19 protein-coding genes are annotated in these 17,436 nt (G+C 73.7%); 10 read left to right on the top strand and 9 right to left on the bottom strand.

All coding sequences use genetic code 11. The annotated features are described in order from the left end of the window. Nucleotides 1-13 precede the first annotated feature (13 nt). The 3 genes from NXY84_RS04805 to NXY84_RS04795 all read right to left on the bottom strand — a co-directional run bounded on the left by NXY84_RS04805 (nucleotide 14) and on the right by NXY84_RS04795 (nucleotide 1,926). Nucleotides 14-643 (bottom strand): TlpA family protein disulfide reductase, encoded by a 630-nt coding sequence (locus tag NXY84_RS04805; protein ID WP_258726021.1) that lies wholly within the window; start codon nucleotides 641-643, stop codon nucleotides 14-16. After that, the gene (locus NXY84_RS04800) at nucleotides 640-1,296 is read right to left on the bottom strand and encodes a histidine phosphatase family protein (protein WP_258726020.1); all 657 of its coding nucleotides are present in this window, start codon (nucleotides 1,294-1,296) and stop codon (nucleotides 640-642) included. The genes NXY84_RS04805 and NXY84_RS04800 overlap by 4 nt, the downstream gene beginning before the upstream one ends. 93 nt (nucleotides 1,297-1,389) lie before the next feature. Further along, the gene (locus NXY84_RS04795; RefSeq protein WP_258726019.1) at nucleotides 1,390-1,926 is read right to left on the bottom strand and encodes a MarR family winged helix-turn-helix transcriptional regulator; all 537 of its coding nucleotides are present in this window, start codon (nucleotides 1,924-1,926) and stop codon (nucleotides 1,390-1,392) included. Nucleotides 1,927-2,100: 174 nt separating this feature from the next. On the opposite strand from NXY84_RS04795, the gene NXY84_RS04790 reads away from it, so the two are divergent. Continuing rightward, the gene (locus NXY84_RS04790; protein ID WP_258726018.1) at nucleotides 2,101-2,661 is read left to right on the top strand and encodes a YceI family protein; all 561 of its coding nucleotides are present in this window, start codon (nucleotides 2,101-2,103) and stop codon (nucleotides 2,659-2,661) included. A 143-nt stretch (nucleotides 2,662-2,804) separates the two neighbouring features. Here the strand turns inward: NXY84_RS04790 and NXY84_RS04785 are convergent, their stop codons facing one another. Together NXY84_RS04785 and NXY84_RS04780 are read right to left on the bottom strand one after the other, a co-directional pair. Then, entirely contained in the window at nucleotides 2,805-3,503 is a 699-nt protein-coding gene (locus tag NXY84_RS04785) for a redox-sensing transcriptional repressor Rex (protein WP_258726017.1), read from the bottom strand. 32 nt (nucleotides 3,504-3,535) lie between these two features. Continuing rightward, complete coding sequence (locus NXY84_RS04780) at nucleotides 3,536-3,847, bottom strand: glutaredoxin family protein (protein ID WP_258726016.1); 312 nt, start codon at nucleotides 3,845-3,847, stop codon at nucleotides 3,536-3,538. A 174-nt stretch (nucleotides 3,848-4,021) separates the two neighbouring features. Between NXY84_RS04780 and NXY84_RS04775 the strand changes: the two genes are divergently transcribed. Further along, a complete protein-coding gene (locus NXY84_RS04775; protein ID WP_258727117.1) occupies nucleotides 4,022-4,807 on the top strand; it encodes an HAD family hydrolase in 786 nt (261 codons plus the stop codon). Continuing rightward, nucleotides 4,804-5,373 carry a GNAT family N-acetyltransferase gene (locus tag NXY84_RS04770; RefSeq protein ID WP_258726015.1) on the top strand — a complete coding sequence of 190 codons (570 nt, stop codon included), beginning with the start codon at nucleotides 4,804-4,806 and terminating at the stop codon, nucleotides 5,371-5,373. Before NXY84_RS04775 ends, NXY84_RS04770 begins: the two co-directional genes overlap by 4 nt. Nucleotides 5,374-5,423: 50 nt before the next feature. Here NXY84_RS04770 and NXY84_RS04765 read toward each other — a convergent pair whose 3' ends face one another. Further along, entirely contained in the window at nucleotides 5,424-6,116 is a 693-nt protein-coding gene (locus NXY84_RS04765; protein WP_258726014.1) for a hypothetical protein, read from the bottom strand. A gap of 246 nt (nucleotides 6,117-6,362) precedes the next feature. On the opposite strand from NXY84_RS04765, the gene NXY84_RS04760 reads away from it, so the two are divergent. After that, entirely contained in the window at nucleotides 6,363-6,623 is a 261-nt protein-coding gene (locus tag NXY84_RS04760) for a hypothetical protein (RefSeq protein WP_258726013.1), read from the top strand. A gap of 25 nt (nucleotides 6,624-6,648) precedes the next feature. Here NXY84_RS04760 and NXY84_RS04755 read toward each other — a convergent pair whose 3' ends face one another. The 3 genes from NXY84_RS04755 to NXY84_RS04745 form a co-directional block, all read right to left on the bottom strand. Next, nucleotides 6,649-7,641, bottom strand: coding sequence for an arabinan endo-1,5-alpha-L-arabinosidase (locus NXY84_RS04755; RefSeq protein ID WP_258726012.1), 993 nt, complete (start codon nucleotides 7,639-7,641; stop codon nucleotides 6,649-6,651). A 119-nt stretch (nucleotides 7,642-7,760) separates the two neighbouring features. Beyond that, a complete protein-coding gene (locus NXY84_RS04750) occupies nucleotides 7,761-9,272 on the bottom strand; it encodes an alpha-N-arabinofuranosidase (RefSeq protein WP_258726011.1) in 1,512 nt (503 codons plus the stop codon). A gap of 82 nt (nucleotides 9,273-9,354) precedes the next feature. Next, entirely contained in the window at nucleotides 9,355-10,665 is a 1,311-nt protein-coding gene (locus tag NXY84_RS04745; RefSeq protein WP_258726010.1) for a glycoside hydrolase family 27 protein, read from the bottom strand. Between the two features lie 368 nt (nucleotides 10,666-11,033). Here NXY84_RS04745 and NXY84_RS04740 point away from each other — a divergent pair, with 368 nt between their 5' ends. The 6 genes from NXY84_RS04740 to lgt all read left to right on the top strand — a co-directional run bounded on the left by NXY84_RS04740 (nucleotide 11,034) and on the right by lgt (nucleotide 17,406). Beyond that, nucleotides 11,034-12,386, top strand: a complete 1,353-nt coding sequence (locus NXY84_RS04740; protein WP_258726009.1) for an ABC transporter substrate-binding protein — start codon at nucleotides 11,034-11,036, stop codon at nucleotides 12,384-12,386. A 72-nt stretch (nucleotides 12,387-12,458) separates the two neighbouring features. After that, nucleotides 12,459-13,436 carry a carbohydrate ABC transporter permease gene (locus NXY84_RS04735; protein ID WP_258726008.1) on the top strand — a complete coding sequence of 326 codons (978 nt, stop codon included), beginning with the start codon at nucleotides 12,459-12,461 and terminating at the stop codon, nucleotides 13,434-13,436. A 9-nt stretch (nucleotides 13,437-13,445) separates the two neighbouring features. Further along, the gene (locus NXY84_RS04730; protein ID WP_258726007.1) at nucleotides 13,446-14,306 is read left to right on the top strand and encodes a carbohydrate ABC transporter permease; all 861 of its coding nucleotides are present in this window, start codon (nucleotides 13,446-13,448) and stop codon (nucleotides 14,304-14,306) included. A 2-nt stretch (nucleotides 14,307-14,308) separates the two neighbouring features. Next, nucleotides 14,309-15,649 carry an arabinan endo-1,5-alpha-L-arabinosidase gene (locus tag NXY84_RS04725; RefSeq protein WP_258726006.1) on the top strand — a complete coding sequence of 447 codons (1,341 nt, stop codon included), beginning with the start codon at nucleotides 14,309-14,311 and terminating at the stop codon, nucleotides 15,647-15,649. 14 nt (nucleotides 15,650-15,663) lie between these two features. Continuing rightward, a complete protein-coding gene (locus NXY84_RS04720; RefSeq protein ID WP_258726005.1) occupies nucleotides 15,664-16,320 on the top strand; it encodes a YesL family protein in 657 nt (218 codons plus the stop codon). Nucleotides 16,321-16,392: 72 nt separating this feature from the next. Next, complete coding sequence (gene lgt, locus NXY84_RS04715; protein WP_258726004.1) at nucleotides 16,393-17,406, top strand: prolipoprotein diacylglyceryl transferase; 1,014 nt, start codon at nucleotides 16,393-16,395, stop codon at nucleotides 17,404-17,406. The last annotated feature ends 30 nt before the right edge of the window (nucleotides 17,407-17,436 follow it).

The following is a 17,436-nucleotide window of genomic DNA, read 5'->3' as shown; positions in this document are numbered from 1 at the left end:
GGTGCCGCGCCGGTCACGTCGTCGCGCCCGGCTGCTCGGCGAGCACGTCGTCGAGCAGCGCGCGCAGCGTCGACCCCTCGGCGATGCCGAGGATGCGGGCGGCGACGCGGCCCTCGCGGTCGAGCACGACGGTCGTCGGCACGGCCTGGACCGGCACGGTGCCCTGGAGGGCCGCGATCGCGGTCCCGTCGGTGTCGGCGATGCTCGGGTAGGGCACCCCGAACGTGCGCTGGAACGCCTCGGCGGCGCCCGCGTCGTCGGTGCCGTTGATGCCCAGCAGGTGCACGCCCCGGTCGGCGTACTCGGTCGCGACCTCCACCAGGTCGGGCGCCTCGGCGCGGCACGGCGGGCACGCGGCGTACCAGGTGTTGAGGACGACGACGTCCCCGCGCCACGCGGCGACGTCCTGCGCCTCGCCCGCGAAGTCGGTGCCGGCGAGCTCGACGGGCTCGGACCGGTCCGCCTCGGACCACACCTTCGCGGAGCCGTCGCCCGACTCGTACCCCTGCCCGACGACGTCGTCGGGCGCGTTGGTGTCGTCCGGCGTGCACGCCCCGAGCAGCCCGAGGGCGAGCACGAGCCCGGCGGCGCCCGCGGCGGCCCGCGCACCCCGTCCGGCCCGGCCGGCAGCCCGCGAGGTCACGCGCCGGCCACCCGCGCCGCGCCGGGCAGCAGCTCCGCGGCGGGCTCGCTGTACGTCAGCCCGGTGAAGCGGTCGTCCTCGTAGTGCAGCGACGTGAGCGAGGCCAGCGAGCACTGCCGTCGGCGCGGGTCGTGCCACAGGCGGCGGTTCTCGAACGCGAGACGGGTGACCCAGATGGGCAGCTGGTGGCTCACGAGGACGGCCTGGTGCCCGCGGGCGGCCTCGCGTGCGGCATCGAGCGCGGCGCGCATGCGCGTGACCTGCGCCTGGTACGGCTCGCCCCACGAGGGGCGGAAGGGGTTGCGCAGCAGCGGCCAGTGCTGGGGGTGGCGCAGCGACCCGTCGCCGACCCCGAACGTCATCCCCTGGAACTGGTTCTCGGCCTCGAGCAGGTTCTCGTCGGTCCGGACGTCGACGCCGAACGCGGCCGCGATGGGCCCGGCGGTCTCCTGCGCGCGCTGCAGCGGGGAGGCGATGACGACCGTGACGTCGGCCCGCTCGGTGCCGCGCCCGCCCGCGAGGTGCTCGGCGACGAGCGCCGCCATCGCGTGCCCGCGCTCGGAGAGGTGGTAGCCCGGCAGGCGCCCGTAGAGCACGCCCGTGGGGTTGTGGACCTCGCCGTGACGCAGGAGGTGCAGGGTGGTGGCGACCATGCTCCCAGTGTCGCAAACGTGGCTGTGTGCTGGGTCCGGCGCGGGCGTGAGATGGGCGACGTCCACGCCGGGAACCATCCGCCGCACGCCGGGTCAGCGGCGGGCGCGACCCCCGGAGCCGCCGGCGGACGACCGCGGGCGGGCCGCGGTGCGCAGGTGCTCGATCACGACGCCCATCGCCTCACCGAGCGCCGCGAGCTGCGCGGGCGTCAGGACGTCGACGAGGTTCGCGCGGACGGCCTCGACGTGCCCTGGTGCGGCGTCGACGATCCGCTGCCAGCCGGCCTCGGTCATCGTGCAGTTGACGCCGCGGGCGTCCTCGGCGCACGGCGTCCGGGCGACGAGGCCGTCGCTCTCCATGCGCCGGATGGTGTGCGTGAGGCGGCTCCGCGAGTGCGCGAGCTCCCCGGCGAGCTCCGACATCCGCAGCGTGCGGCCCGGCGCCTCGGACAGCCGCACGAGGACCTCGTACTCGCCGAGCGAGAGCCCGCTGTCGTCGTCGAGCTCGCGGCCGAGGACGTCGAGGAGCAGCGCCGTGCCGTCGCGGAACGCGCGCCAGTGCGTCTGCTGCTCGGGCGAGAGCCAGCGGACGTCCGTGGGGGTCTCGGTCCGGGTGTCGGTGCTGGTCATGGGGTCTCCGGGGGTCGGGCTCGGGGCGGGGCGCGGGGGTGGCGCGGTGGACGGTCGGGAGCGGGCGTCGTGTGCGATCCACGCTAGGGGGTTGCGCGTCGACGCTCAGTGTAGTAGAAATCTCAACTAACGCTTCATTGACGGTTCAAGTAACGGCTTCCCGAGGAGATCATCATGAGCACCACCTCCACCGCAGTCCCGTCCGACCTCGCCACGGGCACCTGGGCCGTCGACGCGTCGCACAGCGAGGCTGCGTTCACGGTCCGCCACGCCGGCATCTCCAAGGTCCGCGGCACCGTCGCGATCACCTCGGGCACCGTCGTCGTCGGCGAGGACCTCGCGTCCACGTCCGTCACCGCGACGCTCGACCCCGCCAGCATCAGCACCGGCGACGCCGGCCGCGACGGCCACCTCAAGACGGCCGACTTCTTCGACGTCGAGCAGTTCGGCGAGTGGACCTTCGCGTCGACCGCCGTGCGCCCCGCCGGCTCCGACCACGTCATCGTCGGCGACCTGACGATCCACGGCGTGACCCGTGAGGTCGAGCTCGCGACCGAGTTCAGCGGCACCGCGGTCGACCCGTTCGGCAACACGCGCGCCGGCTTCGAGGCCACGACGACGATCTCGCGCAAGGACTTCGGGCTGACGTGGAACGCGGCCCTCGAGGCCGGCGGCGTGCTCGTCAGCGACAAGGTCGTCATCACGATCGACGCGTCGATCATCAAGCAGGCGTGACGCCCGCCTGACGCACCTCCCGGCCCCCGGGCCACCGCGCACCCACGTGCGCACCGCATCCTCCTCGGGCGCGGCGACCGTCCCCCCGGTCGTCGCGCCCGAGGTCCGTCCCGGCCCACGACCGACCTCCCGGCCGGGAGCGCTCAGGACATCGACCGGGCCTGGTCGTGGAACGCCAGGATCTGCAGCTCCGAGCCGAGGTCGACCGAGCGCACGTCCACGCCGTCGGGCACCTGCAGCGCGCGCGGGGCGAAGTTGAGGATCCCCCGCACGCCCGCCGCGACCAGCCGCTCGCACACGTCCTGCGCGGCCGCGGCCGGGACGGTGATGACCGCCATCGTCGCGCCGCCCTCGCGCACGACGTCCACGAGCCGCTCGGCGGGCTCGACGCGCAGTCCCGCGACCTGGGTGCCGACGACCCGCGGGTCCGCGTCGACGAGCCCCACGACCACGAACCCCCGCTCGGCGAAGCCCGGGTAGTTCGCGAGCGCGTGCCCCATGTTCCCGAGCCCGACGATCACGACCGGGCGCTGGCGCGTCAGCCCGAGCACGACGCCGATCTGGCCCCGCAGGTGCGCGACGTCGTAGCCGACCCCGCGCGTGCCGTGCGAGCCGAGGAACGACAGGTCCTTGCGCAGCTGCGCGGGGCTCACGCCGGCCACGTCCGCGAGCGCGTCCGACGACGCGGTCCGCACCCCCTGGGCCTCGACCTCGGCGAGCGCGCGCAGGTACCCGGGGAGCCGCGCGACGGTCGACGGCGGCACGGTGCGCGCGGCCGGGCGCACCAGCGGCGCGGCGTCGCGCGGCGGTGCGTCGGTGGAGCCGGGCGGAGGGGCGCCCATCTCTGACCTCCCGGGGTGGTCCTCGGGTCAGGTTAGGACGTCGGGGGTCCCGCAGCGAGGGCCTGGCGGACCCGCGCGGCGTCGATGCGCCAGTAGCCCTGGCGGATCCCGTCGACCTCGACGACCGGCACGAGCTCGCCGTAGGCGTCGAGCACCGGCTCGCCGCTCGCCAGCGGCGGCGCGCCGGGATCGTCGACGTCGACCTCGCGCCAGCCCGCACCGGACCCCGCGCACACCGCGCGCACGAGCTCGCGCGCCTCGTCGCACAGGTGGCAGCCCGCACGGCCGTAGAGCACGACGCGGACGGGTGCGGCCGGGGGCTCGGACGGGTCGACGGGGAGCACGTCCCCCAGCCTAGGACGGCTCGTTACAGTGACGGGGTGCCCGAGCCGACAACGCCCGACGAGGTCGCCGCCGCCGGTGCGGCCGTCGTCCCGCACATCGTGGCGGCGCCCGACGCCGCACCTCGAGCCGCCGGGCGCGCGCACCCCGCGACCCCCGACGCGGGCGCCGAGGCGGTGGACGCCGGGACCCGCCCCCGGATCGGCGCGTTCTTCGACGTCGACAACACGATCATCCGCGGCGCGAGCGCGTTCCACCTCGCCGTGGGCCTGTACCGCCGCGGGTTCTTCCGCAAGCGCGACCTGCTCTCGTTCGGCCTCCACCAGTCCCGCTACCAGCTCTTCGGGGAGAACCTCGGCCAGATCGACGAGGTGCGCTCGCGCGCGCTGTCGATCATGACCGGGCACTCGGTCGCCGAGGTGACCGCCATCGCCGAGGACGTGTACGACGAGGTGCTCTGCCTGCGGATCTACCCGGGCACCCAGAAGCTGCTCGACGAGCACATCGCCGCCGGCCACGAGGTGTGGCTGGTCACGGCGACTCCCGTCGAGGTCGGCGAGCTCATCGCCCGCCGGCTCGGCGTCACCGGTGCGCTCGGCACGATCGCCGAGCACAAGGACGGCTTCTACACCGGCTACCTCGTCGGCGACCTGCTCCACGGAGAGGCCAAGGCCAGTGCCGTGCGGGCGCTCGCGGAGCGCGACGGGCTGGACCTCACGCAGTCGTACGCGTACGGCGACTCGACGAACGACGTGCCGATCCTGTCCGAGGTCGGCTTCCCGTGCGCGATCAACCCGGACGGGCGCCTGCGCCGGCACGCGCGCGAGGTCGGCTGGCCGATCCGTGAGTTCCGTGGCCGGCGGCGAGCCGCGCGGCGCGGCGTCAACGCGGCGAGCCTCGCCGGGGTCGCGTGGGTCGGCGGGCTGGTGTTCCGGGCGATCCGGCGGGCGGTGCGCCCGTGAGCGCGCGCGTGCGCCGCGCTGTGCCGGGCGACGCCGACGCGCTCGCCGCCCTGGCCGCGATCACCTTTCCGCTCGCGTGCCCGCCGGGGTCGACGCGCGAGTCCCAGCAGGCGTTCATCGCGCAGGTCCTGTCCCCCGAGCGGTTCGCGGAGTACCTCGCGGACCCGGCGCGGACCCTGCTCGTCGCGCACGACGACGCGGTCCCGCAGCCCGTCGGCTACACGATGCTCGTCGAGGGCGAGCCCGCCGACGCGGACGTGCGTGCGGCGGTCCGCCTGCACCCGACCGTCGAGCTCTCGAAGTGCTACGTGCTGCCCGGGCACCACGGGCAGGGCGTCGCGACGCTGCTCATGGCGGCGACGCTCGACGCCGCGCGGCGCACCGGGGCGGCGGGCGTGTGGCTCGGCGTCAACCAGCTGAACCTCCGGGCGCAGGCGTTCTACCGACGGGCCGGGTTCGAGGTCGTCGGGACCAAGCGGTTCCTGGTCGGTGACCGGCTCGAGGACGACTTCGTGCTCGAGCGCGCGCTGCGCGGCGAGGTCGCGACCGGCACCGCCGGCACCTGACGGGTCGCGGGCTCCCGCGCCGGCCAGCCCCGGCCGTGCGGCGCCACGGGTCAGCCCGCGAGCCCGCCGACCAGGTCGACGACCGTGAGCGCGATCCATGGCGCGAGCGAGCCCGCGAAGGCGAGCGCCGCACGGCGCTGGTCCTGCGCGGTGCGCGACCGGCGGGTCACGATGACCCACGTGGCGAGCCCCGTACCGCACACGCTGAGGAGCATCGCGACGCTGAGGACCGACCCCGCGAGGCCGTCGCCGGCCGCGCCGTCCGCCTGCTCCCGGGCGTAGCCGACGAGCGCGACCGCGGTGAGCGCCAGGCACACGGCGGCGACACCGGAGGCGACCGCGAGCGTGCGGGACGGCGCCGGTGCGAGCGCCGGCGTCGGCCGGTCGGGCCCACCGGGCTCGTCGACGGAGCGCGGCACGACCCAGTCGGTCGACGGACGCGACCCGACCGGCTCCGTGGTCTCCGGCTGCCCGGGACGTCCGGTGGCACCGGGACCGTCCGGCAGCTCGCCGGGCCGGGCGCTCGCTCCCCCGCCGTGTCCCGCGCCGGACGTCGCGCCCGGTCGGTCGCCCGGCAGCCCGGTACCGGTGACCGTGCCGGTGCCGGTGACCGTGTCGCCGCCGGACCCCTGGGCAGCGCGCGCCGCCCTGCTCGCGCGCCACTGCGCGACCGCGACCCACGCGCTCACCGCCGCGGCGGCGGCGCTGACCACGGCGGTGAGCAGGGTGATGACCTCGACCATGCCGTCAGTATGGTCGTCGGCCCTGACGCCCGCGCCGCGTCGCCCGGTCACCTGCGGGCCGCGACCGTCCGGCTCCACGCCGTGCGGGTCGGGACCGGGCGGGGCGGCCGCCTCCGGACCCTCGACGCCGCGCTCCCGCGGCCCTAGCCTTCTCGCACACCGGGGAGACGCTCCCCGGGCGGCGACGGTGCCGCGGTCGCGCCGGTCCCCCGGGCCGGACGTCCTGCCGGGACGGAGGGAGCGGTCATGGAGATCACGCTGTTTCTCGTGTTCGTCGGTGCGGTCGTGCTGGTGTCCGTGATCGGGGCCGCCGTGTCGCGCGGGAACCGCACCGGAGGCAGCCGACGGCGTTCCGGCTGGGCGACGCGCGACGCGACCTGGGTCGGCGGCGCGGGGGCGGGCGCCTGGTACGGCACGTCGGGCGACTCCAGCTCGGGCTGGGGCGGCGGCGACTTCGGCGGTGGCGGCATGGGTGGTGGCGGCGACGGGGGCGGCGCCGGCTGCTGAGCCACCGCACCCCCGTCCACCACCCTCACCCCTCGTCGGCGCCCGCGGCGTCCGCCGCCTGCTCCTCGGCGGTCGTCGCGACGGGCCAGCCGTCGTCGTCCCACGCGAGCTCGCGGATCGCCAGCCGGAAGTCCCCGCCGAGGCCCGCGTCGTAGTAGTGGAACGCGAGGTGCCCCGCCGAGAGGGACTGCCCGCCGGGGCCGACCCGGTCCCCGCGCGTCGCGAGCAGCGGGGTCCCGCCGTCCTCGAGCAGGGGGACGCCCTCGCGGTCGACGTAGGGCCCGGTGACCTCGCGGGACCGGCCGACCGCCATGTTGTACGTCGAGTCGGTGCCCTGGCAGCACGCGTCGCGGGACACGAACAGGTAGAACCACCCGTCGCGGGCCACGAGGTACGGCGCCTCGATCGCGTTGGGCTGGCCGCGGCGCGACGCGATCGTCACGGCCTCGGCGGCGGGGTCGGCGGGCTTGCCGCTCGGCCAGGACAGCTCGACGAGCTGGATCCCGCCCCAGAACGACCCGAACGCCATCCACGGCGTCCCGTCGGCGTCCTCGACGATGCCCGCGTCGATCGCGTTGTAGTCGGTCTCCCCGGGCGTCGAGCGCCAGACCTCGCCCTGGTCGACCCAGGCGTACGCCGGGTCGGACGGGTCGAGCGTCGTGCTCGTGTACAGGCCGATGAGCGAGCGGTTCGAGCCGAACGTCGACGCCGAGTAGTACAGGTACCAGGTGCCGTCGTTCTCGACGAGCTCGGGCGCCCAGAAGTTGGTGACGCCCGGGATCTGCTCGTAGACCCACTCGGGCCGGGTCGAGGCCGTCCAGACGGTGCCGGCCTCGGTCCACTCGCGACCGTCGGGCGACGTGCGGACCTGGATCGAGCCGAGCCCGACGCGCTGGTCACCCGTCGAGAACACGTACCAGGGCTCGCCGTCCTCGCCGACGACGAGCGCGGGGTCGTGCGTGCGCAGGTCGCCCGAGAGCGCGAGCTCGGTCGCCGCCGGGCCGGTCGGGGTCGGCACGGGCGCGGCCCCGTCGTCCGCGGTGCACGCGGCGAGACCGGCGGCGAGCGCGCACGCCACCGCGGCGGCCCCGGCACGTCGGAGCGCGCCCCGGGCGGGTCCACGCCCGTGCCGTGCCATCAGATCCCCAGCCGGACGGTGTTCCACGACACCGGCGGCACCTCGACGGTCAGCGTGCCGGAGTCGAGCTTGACGCTCGGGTTGCTGCGCGGCAGGACGCTCGTCGCGTCGTCGGCCGTGGCCTGCCACGTGTGGTCGGGGTTCGACAGCGACGTCGCGTCCACGACCCTGCTCAGCCCGGGCAGCGAGCGCACGTCGACCGTGAGCTCGACGGTGTCGGTCGTCGAGCGGTTGACCGCGAACAGCGCGAGCGCGCCGGTCTCGGCGTCCCACGTGGCGACGGCGTCGGCCACGGGCACGTCGCCGAACTTCGCGGTCTCGTAGGTCGGGGCCTCGATCGCGACCCGGAGCACCTCGCCCGACGCGAACGCCGACGCCTGGGCGAACGGGTGGAAGATCGTCTGTCGCCAGGACCGGCCGCCGGGCTCGGTCATGATCGGCGCGATCGCGTTGACGAGCTGCGCGAGGCTCGCGGCGTGCACCCGGTCGGTGTGCCGCAGCAGCGAGATGAGCAGGTTGCCGACCACGACGGCGTCGGCGACGTTGTACCGGTCCTCGAGCAGCACGGGGGCGACGGGCCAGTCGTCGCCGGTGGGCGGGCGGGACTCCGCGCGGTCCTGGTACCAGACGTTCCACTCGTCGAACGAGATGTGCACACGCTTGGCGACCTTCTTGTGCGCACGCACCGAGTCGGCGGTCGCGGTCACGGACTCCACGAAGTGGTCCATGTCGACCGCGCTCGCGAGGAACGACCCGAGGTCGCCGTCCTCCTCCCAGTAGTACGCGTGGGCCGAGATGTAGTCGACCTGCTCGTACGCCTCCTGCAGGACGATGCGCTCCCACTCGCCGAACGTCGGCATGACGACGCCCGACGAGCCGCACGCGACGAGCTCGATGCCCGGGTCGATCATCCGCATGCCCGCCGCGGTGCGCGCCGCGAGCCGCCCGTACTCGTACGCGGACATCTGCCCGAGCTGCCACGGCCCGTCCATCTCGTTGCCGAGGCACCACATCTTCACGCGGTACGGGTCGGCTGCGCCGTTGGCCCGCCGCAGGTCCGACAGGCGCGTGCCGCCGGGGACGTTGCAGTACTCGAGCAGGTCCATGGCCTCCTGGATCCCGCGCGTGCCGAGGTTGACGGCCATCATCGCCTCGGTGCCGGACTTCGTGGTCCAGCGCATGAACTCGTCGACGCCCACGAGGTTCGGGTCCGAGGAGTGCCAGGCGACGTCGAGGCGCGTCGGGCGCTGGTCGCGCGGGCCGATGCCGTCCTCCCAGCGGTACCCGGACACGAAGTTGCCGCCGGGATAGCGCACCGTCGAGATGCCGAGCTCGCGCGTGAGCTCGATGACGTCGCCGCGGAACCCGTCCTCGTCGGCGGTCGGGTGCTCGGGGTCGTGGATGCCGGTGTAGACGCACCGGCCCAGGTGCTCGACGAAGGACCCGAAGGTCCGGCGCCGGACGGGGCCGACCCGGAAGGCGGGGTCGACGGTCAGCGAGACGGGCAGCATGCGTTGCTCCTTGTCGGACGGTGGTCGTGCGTGCGTCGGTGGGTGCGCGGGCGGGAGGTCGCGCCCGGTGGGTGCCGGGGCGTCAGGCCGCGTCGAGCGCGAGCCAGCGCACACCGTGCGGGGGCAGGTCGAGGTCCAGGTCGCCGTCGGCGGCGCAGGTCGGGTGCGGGTCCTCGCGGTCGCCGAGGTCCCACAGGTCGCGCACCGTCCACGTCGTGGGAGCGGACGGGTGCCCGACGACGGAGGTCAGCGGCAGGGTGTGCCGCCGCGCGGCGTCCCCGGTCCAGAACACCGCGACGTAGCGTGTGCGGGTCGTCGGGGCGTGCGCGGACCACACGACGAGCTCGCCGTCGCCGAGGTCCTCGCGCAGGAGCTCGCGGCCGTCCTGCCCCGTGCGCAGCACGTGCCCGACGGCGGGGTTCGCGAGCAGCGCGACCGTCGCGGGGTCGCTCGTCGGCAGGTCGCCGCCCATCATGAGCGGCGAGCGCGCCATGACCCAGAGGGTCAGGAGCGCGCGCTGCTCGTCGAGCGTGAGCCGGCTCTGGCGGTCCTCGCCGCGCTCGGCGCGGATGCCGATGCGCCCGAGGGGCAGCATGTCGGCGTCGGCCCACGCGCCGGGGCGCTGGTGCGGGGCCCACCGGGCGAGACGCGTGAGCTGGGCGTGCACGTCCTCCCAGCGGTCCCACAGGTCGTCGGAGACCCGCCACATCTGTGCGCGGCCGCGCAGGTGGTCGAGGTGCGCGATGGACAGGTGCGTGCCGGGCGAGAGGGACAGGACGATGTCGCGCCCGCTCCGCTCGATCGCCGTCGCCCAGGCCTCGATCGCCCGGGAGTGGTAGGGCGCGAGCATGTCGTCGACCTTGACGAGGTCGACGCCCCAGTCGGCGAGCTGCGCGACCTGCCCGTCGAGGTAGGCCTGCGCCGCCGGGTGGTCGTGGTCGAGCCCGTAGTTGTCGGGGTTCCACGCGCACGTCGAGGTCGTGTCGGCGGCGTCCCGCGCGGTCCACGTGGTGCCGTGCACGGGCAGGTCGCGCTCGACGGCGAGGCGCGGGATGCCCCGCATGACGTGCACGCCGAAGCGGAGGTCGAGCGCGTGCACGGCGTCGGCGAGCGGCCGGAACCCGTGCCCGCCGGCGGCGGACGGGAAGCGGTTCTCGGCGGGGAGCTGGCGCCCGTGCGCGTCGAGCGCGAGCGGCGCCCCGGCGTTGTACCCGTGCGCGCGCGCGGTCGGGTCGTACCAGGCGATGTCGACGACCACCGTGTCCCAGCCGGTCGGCAGCAGGTGCTCGGCGAGGAAGCGCGCGTTGGCGAGCACCTCGTCCTCGGTGACCGTGGTCCCGTAGCAGTCCCAGCTGTTCCAGCCCATGGGTGGGGTGGGCGCCAGCAGCGCCATGACGACCAGCTCCTTCGCGGGTTCGTGTTCTACATCGTTGTAGACGCATCATGCCCACCGCGCCCGCCCCGGTCAAGCGACCCGAGGGGTGGAGCGGGATCGAGCCGACCACGGGCCCCGGCGACTCACGCCGTGGACGGACAGCGGGCGCAGGGCGGACGTCGCCCGGTGCGGCACGCGCCCCGACGTACCGTTACCCGATCGTGGCTTGACCACCCGGTCGGGAACGTGCCATGTTGTGCAACGTTGTAGAACGACGTTGTACACAACGTCGACGAGCAGTGAGGTCAACGACGACCCTGACCGGCCCCGCGCCGGTCGCGAAGTGGTGACCTCGCAGATCCTTGGGATATGGGAGGCAGGCACAGATGAAGAAGACGAGGCTCCTGTCCTTGTCCGTGTGCGCGGCTCTGGCCGGCACGCTCGCCCTCACCGCGTGCAGCAGCGGCGGCGGCGGCGCGGACGACGGCGAGAAGAAGCTCACGTTCATGTTCCGCGGGGGCCCCGACGAGAAGACGGCCTACGAGACGGCGATCAAGAAGTTCACCGCGGACACCGGCGTCGAGGTCGACATGATCGTGACCGACGCGGACCAGTACTCCACCAAGCTCCAGGCCGCGGTCGCCGGCAACAAGGTGCCCGACGTCTTCTACATCGAGCAGGCCAACCTGCAGTCGTACGTCTCCTCCGGCGTCCTCATGGACATCACCGAGGAGGTCGAGGCCAGCGGCGTCGACCTCGACAACATGTGGGACTACGGCGTCGACTCCTACCGCTTCGACGGCGAGCTCCAGGGCACGCCCGACGGCGCGCTCTACGGCCTGCCCAAGGACGTCGGCCCGTTCGCGTTCGGCTACAACAAGACGATGCTCGAGGCGAACGGCATCCCCCTGCCCGACCCCGACGTGCCCTACACGCTCGACCAGTTCGTCGACGTCACCAAGCAGCTGACCAAGGACACCGACGGCGACGGCGCCCTCGACCAGTGGGGCACCGGCCTCAACGTCCAGTGGAACCTGCAGTCGCTCGTGTGGAGCAACGGCGCGGACTGGACGAACGAGGACCGCACCGAGGTCACCGTCGACACCCCTGAGTTCGCCGAGGCCCTCCAGTGGTTCGCCGACCTCACCAACGTGCACGGCGTCACGCCGTCGGCCTCCGAGGCCGCGACGCTCGACACCTACCAGCGGTGGATGGCCGGCGAGATCGCCTTCTTCCCCGTCGGCCCGTGGGACGTCAGCGTCTACAACGAGCTCGACTTCGACTACGACCTCATCCCCTGGCCCGCCGGCGAGACCGGTGAGTCCGCCACGTGGATCGGTTCGCTCGGCATCGGCGTGTCCAACACGACGAAGCTGCCCGACGACGCCGTCAAGCTCGTGACCTATCTCTCGGCCGACGCCGCTGCTCAGCAGACGCTCGTCGACGCCGGGATCCAGGTCCCGAACCTCGTCGACATGGCGGAGGAGTGGGCCGCGGCGCCCGACGCCGAGCCCGCCAACCGCCAGGAGTTCCTGGACATCGTGAAGGACTACGGGCGCGCGATGCCCGCGGCCTACACGTACGGCGCGCAGTGGTACGACGAGCTGTGGACGAACATCCAGCCCGTGATCGACGGCCAGCAGACGGCCGCCGACTACCTCGCCGAGACGCAGCCCAAGATCCAGTCGCTGCTCGACGAGTCGAACGCGACCGCCGAGCAGGCCGCCGCCGGCCGCTGACGTCCCAGCACCCCACGTCCCCGCCGCCCGCCGACCACGGGCGGCGGGGACCGGAGGAAAGGACCTCCTCGGATGACCCAGACCACGAGCATCTCCGCACCGCCCGACGAGCCCCGCACCGCGGGACCCGGCCGGGAGCTGACGCCCGAACAGCGGGCCAAGCAGGCCAACCGGCGCCTGCACAAGAGCGAGCACCGCTGGGCGCTGGCGTTCGTCGCCGCACCCGTCCTCGGGTTCCTGCTCTTCACCGTGTACCCGGTCGTGTTCGCCGCCTACGCGTCGCTCACGAGCTGGAACGGCCTCGGGCCGATGACCTTCGTCGGCCTCGACAACTACACGCGGCTGATCGGCGACGAGTACTTCCGCACGTCGTTGTGGAACACGTTCTTCTACATGATCGGGATCCCGATCGGGCTCGTGCTCGCGATGCTGCTCGCGCTGGCCCTCAACCGGAAGATCCCCGGGCGCACCGCGCTGCGCACCATCTACTACGTCCCCGTGATCTCCTCGCTCGCCGCGATCGCGATCGTGTGGCAGTTCGCCTACAACGGCGACTTCGGCCTCGTGAACCAGGTGCTCTCGTGGTTCGGCGTGCAGGGTCCCGACTGGCTCGCGAACACCGCGACCGTCAAGCCCGCGCTGATCATCATGGCCATCTGGAAGGGCCTCGGGTACTCGATGCTGCTCTACCTGGCGGCCATCCAGTCGGTCCCCGCGTCGCTGCTCGAGGCGGCGGCGCTCGACGGCGCGAACGCGTTCCAGCGGTTCCGCTCGATCACGCTCCCGATGGTGCGGCCCGTGACGTTCTTCCTCATCGTCACGAACATCATCGCCGGGTCGCAGATCTTCACCGAGATCAACATCATGACGCCGACCGGCGGGCCCGAGTTCAGCTCGGCGTCGATCGTCTACTACATCGTCCGGCAGGCGTTCCGGTACCAGCAGATGGGCTACGCCACGGCGATGTCGATCGTGCTCGGGATCCTCGTCTTCGTCATCACCGTCGTCCAGTTCCGCCTGAACCGGCGCAACAGCTTCAGCATCGAGTGAGGGCCTGACATGAGCCGCAGAAACTCCATGGGCGTCGCCGCCCAGAACCGCCTCGTCAACGGGCTCGTCCTCGCGGTGCTGGTCCTCGGCGCCGTCGTGATGATCGCGCCGCTGCTGTGGATGTTCACGACCGCGATCAAGAGCAAGGTCGAGGTCTTCGCGCTGCCGCCCGTGCTGTGGCCGGACGTGCCGCAGTGGGACACGTTCACGCGCATGTGGTCCGAGGCCCCGATCCTCTCGGGCTTCCGGAACAGCATCATCGTGGCCGGCACCGTCACGGTCGTCGGGTCGATCACGTCCTCGCTCGCGGCGTTCGCGCTCGCGAAGCTCCGGCTGCCGTTCAAGAACGCGATCTTCCTCGGGCTGCTGTCCGGTCTGATGATCCCGTTCCCGACGATCATGATCCCGCAGTTCGTGATGTTCGCGAAGATCGGCTGGGTGGACACCCTCCTGCCGCTGATCGTCCCGCTGCTGTTCGGGAACATCATCATGATCTTCTTCCTGCGGCAGTACCTGGAGTCCGTCCCGGACTCCATCGTCGAGGCCGCGAAGATCGACGGCGCGAGCTACCTGCAGATCTTCCGCGTGATGATCCTGCCGATGATCCGGCCCGCGATCGCGGCGCAGTTCATCCTCTGGTTCATGGCGATCTGGAACGACTACCTCGCGCCGATCCTGTACCTGAACACCGAGTCGCGGCAGACCCTGCAGGTCGTCATCGCCAACCTCAACGTCGAGTTCGCGACGCAGCGCGACTACCCGCTCATCATGGGCGCGTCGTTCGTGGCCCTGCTGCCGATCCTGATCGTGTTCCTGATCTTCCAGCGGCAGATCATCGAGTCCGTCGCGCTCACCGGCACGAAGGGCTGAGCATGACGACCCTCGACCCGGCCGACCCGAGCGGCTGGGGACCCCGGCACGCCCACGACCCGACCGCGGTGCGCGACGACGACGGCGTGTACTACCTGTTCTCGACCGACGCGTTCTCCGGCGGCCCGCCCCGTGCGGGCGTGCAGGTGCGCCGCTCGACCGACCTGGCGACGTGGGAGTTCGCCGGCTACGCGCTCGAGGGCGTGCCGGCCGACGGCGCGGCGTGGTCGGGTGCGAGCGGGCTGTGGGCGCCCGACGTGGTGCGGGTGCCGGTCGCGGCGCCCGACGGCGGCGGCGGCGAGCGGGCGACGACGACGACGACGACCGAGTGGCGCATGTACTGGTCGGCGTCGACGTTCGGCTCGCGGACCTCCGCGATCGGGCTCGCCGTCGCGTCGCACCCGCTCGGGCCGTGGGAGGACCGCGGTCTCGTCGTGACGAGCCGGCACGAGACGCCCGGACCCAACGCGATCGACGCGAACGCGGTCGTCGACGCCGACGGGGACCACTGGCTCGTCTACGGGTCGTTCTTCGGCGGCATCCACGTCCTCGCGCTGGACGCCCGGACGGGCCTGGCCGCCCGCCCCGGCGACGTGGGCACGTGCGTCTCGCGCCGGCCGACGAGCGTCGAGGGAGCCGTCGAGGGGGCGTTCGTGGTCCCGCGGCCCGGTGGTGGGTACGCGCTGCTCGTCTCCTACGACTCGCTGTTCTCGACGTACCACGTGCGCGCGGCGGTCGGCGAGCACGTCACGGGCCCCTTCCACGACGTCCTCGGCCACGAGCTGACCGACACCGACACCGACCCGGCGCTCGTCGGGACGACGGTCCTCGCGAGCCACCGGTTCCGCGGCGGGCGCACGTGGCTCGCCCCCGGGCACGGCGCGGTCCTCACCGACGGCCCCGACCAGCTCTACGTGCACCACGTCCGCGACGGCGACGACCCGACGCAGCACGAGGTGCAGGTGCGCCGGCTCGTCTGGACGCACGGGCGCTGGCCGGTCGTCTCGCCGCAGCCGTGGGCCGGCGTCCGCGAGGAGCGGGCACCCGGTGGCGGCCCGGTCGTCCCCGACCGGCTCGACGCGCTCGCCGGCCGCTGGGACGTCGTCACCTTCGACGGTGCGACGACCGGCGTGACCGCGTCGCGCGAGCTCACCGTGACCCCGGCCGACCTCGCGCACGTGCGCGACCACGGCGGAGGCCGGATCACGTGGGTGCGCGGCGCGGAGTCGTTCGACGGCGTCGTGCTCGCGTCGTGGGACGCTGTGCGGGAGCGCACCGCGTGGTCCGTCACGGGGCTCGACGGCCGCGGCACGGCGAGCTTCGGCACCCGGTTGCCGGACTGACGGGGGGACGGACGATGACCGAGGCGGCGGGCTGGGCCGGACGCGTCATGGTGTTCCTGCGCGTCGCCGCGCACGTCGTGGCCGTGAACCTGCTGGTCGTGGCGGGCGCGCTGGCCGGGATCGTCCTCGCCGGGCTCTTCCCCGCGCTGGCGTCGGGCGGCCGGCTGCTGGCCCGGGCCGTCGCGGGCGACCCTTCCGAGCGCCTCTGGCGCGACTTCTGGTCGGCCTACCGCTCGGGCTTCCGCCGCCACGCGCTGCTCGGCGTCCCGTTCTGGGTCGTCGGTGCGCTGCTCGCCGTCGACCTCGCCGTGGTCCAGGTGGCCGACGGCCCGGTCGCGGGCGCGATGCTCGCCGGCCTCACGCTCGTCGGCGCGTGGTCGGCAGTGGCGCTCGCCCACCTGTTCCCGGTCACCCGCCGGTCCGACGACGGGCTGCTCGCGACCTGGCGCTACGTCGCCCTCTCTCCCCTGCTGTCCCCGCTGACCGGGCTCGCGGTCCTCGTCACGCTCGCGGCGCTCGCGGTCGTCGCCACCCAGCTCACCGTGCTCGTCCCGCTCGCCGGGCTCAGCCTGCCGCTGCTGCTCTCCGGCTGGCTCGTCGACCACCGGCTCGAAGCCCTCGACGCCGCGGACGCCGACCCGGCCGCGCCGCGGACCCGCACGCTCGGCTGAGCCCGTCCTCCGCGGCGCCCCACGGGGCTCAGGCGGGCGGTAGGGTCACGGTCGGTCGACAGGAGGACCCCCATGCGCGCCGGCATCCCCAGCCCCGATCTGACCTGGTCGTCGTTCTCGGTCGGACCCCTCACGCTCCACACCTACGCGCTGTGCCTGCTCGCCGGCATCGCCGCCGCCGCGTGGCTCACCTCGCGCCGGCTCACGGCGCGCGGCGGCCACCCCGACGCGGTGCTCGACATCGTCATCTGGGCGGTCCCCTTCGGCATCCTCGGGGCCCGGGTCTACCACGTGCTCACGCACTGGGGCGACTACTTCGGCGCCGGTCAGGACCCCGTGCGCGTGCTCTTCGTGTGGGAGGGCGGCATCGCGATCCTCGGGTCGCTCCTCGGCGGGGCCGTCGGCGCGTGGATCGGCTGCCGCCGCGCCGGGATCCGGTTCTGGTCGTTCGCCGACGCGCTGGCACCGGCGATGCTGCTCGCGCAGGCGATCGGGCGCCTCGGCAACTGGTTCAACCACGAGCTCTTCGGGCGCCCGACGACGCTGCCGTGGGGCCTGCAGATCCCCGCGACCAACGGCGCGTACCCCGACGGCCTGCCGGACGGCACGCTGTTCCACCCGCTGTTCCTCTACGAGCTCCTCTGGAACCTGCTCGGCGTCGTGGTCGTGCTCGTGCTCGAGAAGCGCTTCCGGCTGCGCTGGGGCCGGGCGTTCGGCCTGTACCTCGTCTGGTACGGGGCCGCACGCGTGTGGCTCGAGATGCTGCGGATCGACCCCACCAGCGTCACGCCGCTCGGCCTGCCCGCCAACGTCTGGGGCGCGCTCGTCGCCGTCGCGCTCGGCGTGGCGATCATCGTCGTGCAGGGCCGTCGCCACCCCGAGCCCGAGACGTCCGTGCACGTCCCGGGCCGCGAGCCCGCCGCCCCGCAGGAGGCCGACGACGCGCAGGTGGCGGCCGACGACGCGCCGCACACCCGGCAGTCGACGGACGGGTCGCACGGCCCTGCCGACGACGCGCGCGCCGGTGCCGAGGACGCGGCGGTGCGGACCGGCGACGCGCCGACCCGGGCGGACGAGGCCCGCTGACGGGACGGCCTGCCGCCGGGGGGCGTCCGC

The sequence above is a fragment of the Cellulomonas sp. NS3 genome (assembly GCF_024757985.1).
Taxonomy (GTDB): Bacteria; Actinomycetota; Actinomycetes; order Actinomycetales; family Cellulomonadaceae; genus Cellulomonas_A.
Note: the sequence above shows the minus strand (reverse complement) of the source record. Positions and strands in the feature narration are given on the sequence as shown.